Origin of the sequence: Pantoea sp. VS1 (assembly GCF_002207995.1) — a bacterium.
Classification (GTDB): domain Bacteria; phylum Pseudomonadota; class Gammaproteobacteria; order Enterobacterales; family Enterobacteriaceae; genus Pantoea; species Pantoea dispersa.
Genome location: NZ_NHZE01000011.1, coordinates 1 through 2,490 on the forward strand (window position 1 = coordinate 1; position 2,490 = coordinate 2,490).

The 2,490-nt window shown below is 53.3% G+C and carries 2 protein-coding genes and 1 pseudogene; all 3 read left to right on the top strand.

Annotation, left to right across the window (positions count from 1 at the left end; genetic code table 11):
• Positions 1–1,570 (top strand): annotated as a pseudogene (locus CBW22_RS05890) (conjugal transfer mating-pair stabilization protein TraG); the annotation flags it as partial.
• A 21-nt stretch (positions 1,571–1,591) separates the two neighbouring features.
• Positions 1,592–2,167 carry a hypothetical protein gene (locus tag CBW22_RS05895; RefSeq protein WP_088516235.1) on the top strand — a complete coding sequence of 192 codons (576 nt, stop codon included), beginning with the start codon at positions 1,592–1,594 and terminating at the stop codon, positions 2,165–2,167.
• 119 nt (positions 2,168–2,286) lie between these two features.
• On the top strand, positions 2,287–2,490 hold a 204-nt coding region (gene traT / locus CBW22_RS05900), incomplete at its 3' end, for a complement resistance protein TraT (protein ID WP_217899513.1).

The following is a 2,490-nucleotide window of genomic DNA, read 5'->3' on the forward strand; positions in this document are numbered from 1 at the left end:
GTTTGACACCAACATGCTCCGCCGTTCGGGGTCGCAGAGCGTCCAGACCGGCAACAATGCGATGATGACGCAGACGGCGGACGGCCACACGGTGGTGGATACCAGCCAGGCGATATCCAACCTGCCGGTGAGCATGCGGCTGAGCTCGCTGGCCAGCAGTGGGTTTTCCGAGCAGGCGCGGCAGGCGGAGCAGCAGGCGCAGAGCTCGCTGGATGGCTACAACCACAGCGTGACCAGCGGCTTCCAGCAGCTGAACCAGCTGACGCAGCAGAGCGGCAACAGCGACACCGTCACGCAGGGCAGCGACAACAGCGTGGCCACAAACGTGAGCCGCGGCGTCAGCAAAATGCAGTCGGCGGTGGAAAGCTATGCGAAGTCGCATAACGTTTCCGAGCAGCAGGCGTATAACCAGCTGATGGATATCACTAATCAGGGTGGTGCGGGTGCGCGTGGGTATGTCAAATTTGACTCCGGCGATCAGTTAGCAGGTAAAGTTGGCAAGTGGGCTACCGGCCTGAGCGCAGGCGGAGAAGGCAGCGTAGACTGGCGTCACACCTCCGGCAGCTCGCACGGCACGCAGGACAGCCACGCGGAGGGCCGTGATAACCGTCATGACCAGAGCAGCCAGGAGGCGCGCGACTTCCGTCAGGGCATGGATATGGTGACGTCGACGCGCCTGAGCGAGTCGGGCAGCCACACGGACAACCAGTCGAACTCGCTGGCACAGCAGTTTGCGGCGACGCTCAACGACGCAAAAAGTCAGTATCATCAGTATACGGAGAGCAGCACGCGCAGCCAGGAGTTCAGCCGCATGGCCACGCTGTCGCAGACGCAGAGCGCGAGCCTGGACGCCAACTACAACCAGGAGTTCGTGGACTGGACTACGGCGAAGTACGGCAGCGATGCACAGAACATCCTGACCAACGTCCGGAGCGCGCAGGGGGCGGCCACCGAGTTTATGCACGAGCGGCTTGAGCCGGAAATCATGCGCAACTACGGCGCCCGGACTGACCAGGTGAATGGCCAGCCGCTGCAGCCGGCTCAGTCACTGGACGTTCCGGGGGGAGCGCGGAGTGATGATGCTGAGAGGGGAAGCGTGCCGGATGCTGTCCGCACGGCGTCTCATGACAGCCAGCGTTCGCCTGCGGAGAGACGCGGCAGCCGCGTCAAGGAGGAAAGCGTGCAGGCACGTGAACGTAATCTGACCGCGCCGGCAGGTGGCCCGTCGCAGGCCATGAGCGAAGATTTTCGCAGTGGCTCACAACGCGTAGGCGAGAAGGCATCGGGTGCCGGTATTGAAAGTAACGTGGCCAACAAGGTCGCAGCACAAAGATCTGGCCTGATGGAAACAATCAGAGAAAATGACGGTAAAATCGCTGAAAATAAAACCACTGTTCAGACGTCCAGTGATATACTCAGTAATGAGCATCAGGGGGCGGTCAGGAGTCAGCAGATAGGCCGGACAGAAGAAGATTTAAGGCAGACTAGACCTTGGATTGATGGTAGCGAAACAGACAATTTTAAAGAAAAGCTTCAACGGCTTAGAGATCATCAGAAAAAAGCCTCGTAAGTGTCTATTGGGAGAGGGGATATGAGTCAATTTACTAAAGCTGAAATTGATGCAGATATGGCAATGCTTACTGACAAAATTGCTTCTGGAGGCACGGTTATAGCTTCCAGTTCAGATTTGCTCAAAAAAAGCTTTTTTATACCTGCTTTATCAATTTTATTGAGCTTGGTTAATACTTGGACGTTTTATTATATTAACTCTCTTAGATATAAATATGCTTATTCGGAAGGCTATGTTGAATTTCTAACGTCTGATGGCTTGTTTGTGCTAATTCCTACAGTAATAATTGGCTTGCTGTTTTCAATTATGACATACAATAATTTGTTGATATATCTAACTATTTCTGATGATGTGCGTAAGAAATCACTTATATTGGGTCACCTTGAAAAAATCGTTTTCCGGACAGTGGTTTTTTTCTTGGGTCTAATGATCCTTTCAGTGGTTTTATCAGGTTTCATTTCATGGTTTGCTTTCGGTATCCCGGCTCTTGAGTTTGCTTTGTTTCTGGTTCTTAACATGATTGTAGGAATGGAAATCAACAGACTCGGTGCTGGTGTTGCCTTAGAAAAAATCAGCAATCTGATTAAAAAGATTTAAGTTCTCTCGGCTCCTGCCGATATCCCTTCCGGCATTCTGACGGAAGGGTTTCTCTCTAAATCCCTGTATAAAACAGCGTGCCCCGGGGCGCGCCTGTCCCGTTTAACAAGGATACGTCTATGAAATACCGTAACGCCTTCGTGGCGGCGATTGCCGCTGCCTCCCTGATGCTTTCCGGCTGTGGTGCCATGAGCACCGCCATAAAAAAACGCAACCTCGACGTCAAAACCCAGATGAGTCAGACCGTCTGGCTTGAGCCGTCCAGCCAGAAGACTGTTTACCTGCAGGTTCGCAACACCTCCGACAAGGACATGAGCGATCTG

Coding starts and splice junctions, on each gene's coding strand:
- CBW22_RS05895 (WP_088516235.1), top strand. CDS start 1,592: ATGAGTCAATTTACTAAAGCTGAAATTGATGCAGATATGGCAATGCTT.